Genomic DNA, 2,905 nt, shown 5'->3' with positions numbered 1-2,905 from the left:
ACTAGACCGTTTGAGCACCAGCATGACCCATCAAATGGACCGCTTTAGCGACAGAATAACTGAATTATTCGACTTCATGAGAGTGAAAAGGCTTTTATGAGAAAGCCCTGCGTGTCACTATTAGTGAACCCGACCGTCTGGAACGTTTTATGAACTCCTTTCAGGAAAATCATAGCGAAGACTTTAAAGCATTAGCTCTTCACTTGGTGGCTACTTCGGATATTCAAACCGTAGCTGCACAAACGGGGTTGCCTGTTAGCACATTATATGATTGGCAAGACGACTGGAATAAAAAAAAGAACCCGGCTTACAAGACCGACGGGGTCAAGCCGGAGGACCAAAACCGCGTCTGACCAAATCACAGCGCGAGAACCTGAAACAGATGCTGATTAATGAAGCGGATTTTTGGACATCTGGACGAATTAAAAACTTGATCCAGGAACGCTTTTCAGTCACCTATTCCAAACGAGAGGTTCAGCGTTTAATCCGCATAATGGGTATGTATTGCTACAAACCACAGCCCCGCGATCACCGCCAACGCCCTGACCACGCCGACCAACTTAGCCAGCGTTTACAAGCCGTTGTCGATGTGTTAGATATGGGAACCAAAGACTTAACCCAAATGGCCATTGGCTTCGCCGACGAATCTACTTTCCAAACCTATGGGAACGCAGCCCGCCTGTGGTCGTTTCATAAAGGGCGTATTCGGGCTACGAATACGAATCGAACCCGGCAGAACTGCTTTGGTTTTTACGCCATTCGGGGCCAAAGCCTATTGATACCTATCGAAGTCGGCAACGAGCAAACCTTTTTAGCGATGCTGGATAAAATCAAGTCCAGTCACCTGACCTATCAGGGCGTAATTCTGATTTGGGACAATCATCCGGCTCATGTAACATCAGCTATTGAGGCAAAAGCCCACAAGTTGGGTATTTATTTAGTCAATTTACCCACCTACTCCCCTAACCTCAATCCGATTGAGCGGCTCTGGAAAGTCATCAAAAGGCGTTTATGTGAAGTGGATTTGATTGCCAATGTGGCGGTCCTTAACCAACTCATTGAGGATGCCTTCAACGAAGCCTCGGTCGGCTGCTCTTTCGCCAAGAAATGGATTGAGGACTTCTGGAATATTATTTTCTGGAAATCTCCAATTCCGAATTCTGTTTAGTTCTGTCGTTCTCTATAAGTAGGTGATATTTTTCTGTCGTTCGCTCTTCAGTCATTCTGACGAAAACGTAGAACCTATTCAGGATTATTATTTGAATAACGGTGCGTGAATCTGCTTCAGCGCTTCGACGGGAATTTTTATCACTTCCCGCTCGTACGTCAGCGAACCGTTTACTTCGCCCTCTACATCGGTTGTCTGGGTGTAGAGGGCGGCCGAAAAAGCCCGGTTCTGGTAATAGTCGATGATTTTGGCATATTTCTTTTTGTAGGCTTCCAGCACTGCATCGGCGGAGTGGTAAGTCTGGTAGCCCCAATTGCGCATATGCGGATTCCACAGATGCCCCTCGACGGGCCAGCCGATTATTCCCTTTCCAACCGACTGTACCGAAAAAACAATCAACCTAAAAAGCCGCGTCAGTTGTATCTAGATGCGGCTTTTCTGTCCTGGCTGGTATCCGGTGAAAATCACCAGATTAATAGTTTACCGTTGCAGAATCGTGCTGTTATTTGATACAACTATAAAATTCCAGTAAATCGCATGCTAAGGTTTATCAGAATCGTTTGGATAGGGTAGTATGGTAAAGCTTGCTACTTTTTTGACGCAACCAGCTTATAAATATGTCTGCGGGGTTAGTCTAACGGCGGTTTACTCAATCAGAAATCTATGAAAGCCCATTATCACCGGGTACCTGGCACCACGAAGGACACATTTACGGTCCGGCACGACGTAACGCGCACCTTTACCTCCATCTGGCATTACCACCCACAGCTGGAACTCCACTGCGTGGTACAGGGAGAGGGAGTCCGGTTTGTTGGTGATACGATCAGTAACTTTTCCGCGGGGGAAATTATCCTGCTGGGCGAGAACTTACCCCACAACTGGCAGGGCAACGAAGCGTATTTTCGCGATGATCCCAGTGCCCGTTTTGAAGCCATCGTCATTCACTTCTTCCCTAACTGGCTGGGTGCCGATTTTCTTAATACGTCAGAAGCCCTGCCTATCACCAAATTGTACGAAAAAGCCCGGCGGGGCCTGCTCCTTCAGGGTGAACTGGTACCTATAGTAAGGCAACTAATGGACGAAGCTTTGCGGGCGGCTCCGCTGGACCGGGTCATTATTCTGCTTTCCATCCTGAAGCATTTGGCGCAGTCGGATTCAATCCAGCCCCTGGCTTCTTCCTACGGATTTTATCAATCCAACGAACAGGAAACGGTTCGGCTAAACACCGTCTGTAACTATACCCTGGCCAATTATACCCGTGAGATTACGCTGGAAGACATCGCGGCCATTGCCCATTTAAGCGTAACGTCTTTTTGCCGGTACTTTAAGATGATGACGCGTAAAACTTATTTTCAGTTTCTGATTGAGGTCAGGATTAGTTTCGCCTGCCGGTCCCTAACTGATAACCAGCTGCCCATCGAAGTAATCTGCTACGAAAGCGGTTTCAATAATCTATCTAATTTTTACCGCCAATTCAAAAAAGTACAGGGAGTTTCTCCCTTAGAGTACAAAAAGAAATACCTAAACCTCATTGTTCGCAACCAATAACATCAGCCGGACGTAGCTACTGATCACCACCGGGCTACCCCGCACATATACTTGTCAAGGGTAGCGAACAAAATGATAATAGACTTTATTGCAACGTATTAGAAACGGGCATAGGACTATAGCCAGAAAACTCCTCCCCATATTGCTCCCACCAGCTTTTGATAAACGACAGTTTATCCTTGAATTGAT

The 2,905-nt window shown here is 46.7% G+C and carries 4 protein-coding genes; 3 read left to right on the top strand and 1 reads right to left on the bottom strand.

Annotated elements, in window-relative coordinates; translation table 11 throughout:
- Positions 1-149 precede the first annotated feature (149 nt).
- Entirely contained in the window at positions 150-353 is a 204-nt protein-coding gene (locus tag FH603_RS27885) for a helix-turn-helix domain-containing protein (protein WP_186742601.1), read from the top strand.
- The gene (locus FH603_RS27880; RefSeq protein ID WP_235985657.1) at positions 350-1,168 is read left to right on the top strand and encodes an IS630 family transposase; all 819 of its coding nucleotides are present in this window, start codon (positions 350-352) and stop codon (positions 1,166-1,168) included. Before FH603_RS27885 ends, FH603_RS27880 begins: the two co-directional genes overlap by 4 nt.
- 87 nt (positions 1,169-1,255) lie before the next feature.
- Here the strand turns inward: FH603_RS27880 and FH603_RS27875 are convergent, their stop codons facing one another.
- Complete coding sequence (locus tag FH603_RS27875) at positions 1,256-1,489, bottom strand: hypothetical protein (protein WP_235985656.1); 234 nt, start codon at positions 1,487-1,489, stop codon at positions 1,256-1,258.
- A 342-nt stretch (positions 1,490-1,831) separates the two neighbouring features.
- Here FH603_RS27875 and FH603_RS27870 point away from each other — a divergent pair, with 342 nt between their 5' ends.
- On the top strand, positions 1,832-2,716 hold the full coding sequence (locus FH603_RS27870) for an AraC family transcriptional regulator (RefSeq protein ID WP_186742598.1): 885 nt from the start codon (positions 1,832-1,834) through the stop codon (positions 2,714-2,716).
- The last annotated feature ends 189 nt before the right edge of the window (positions 2,717-2,905 follow it).

This window comes from Spirosoma utsteinense, assembly GCF_014282275.1.
GTDB classification, from domain to species: Bacteria; Bacteroidota; Bacteroidia; order Cytophagales; family Spirosomataceae; genus Spirosoma; species Spirosoma utsteinense.
This window is presented reverse-complemented; position numbering and strand designations above follow the sequence as displayed.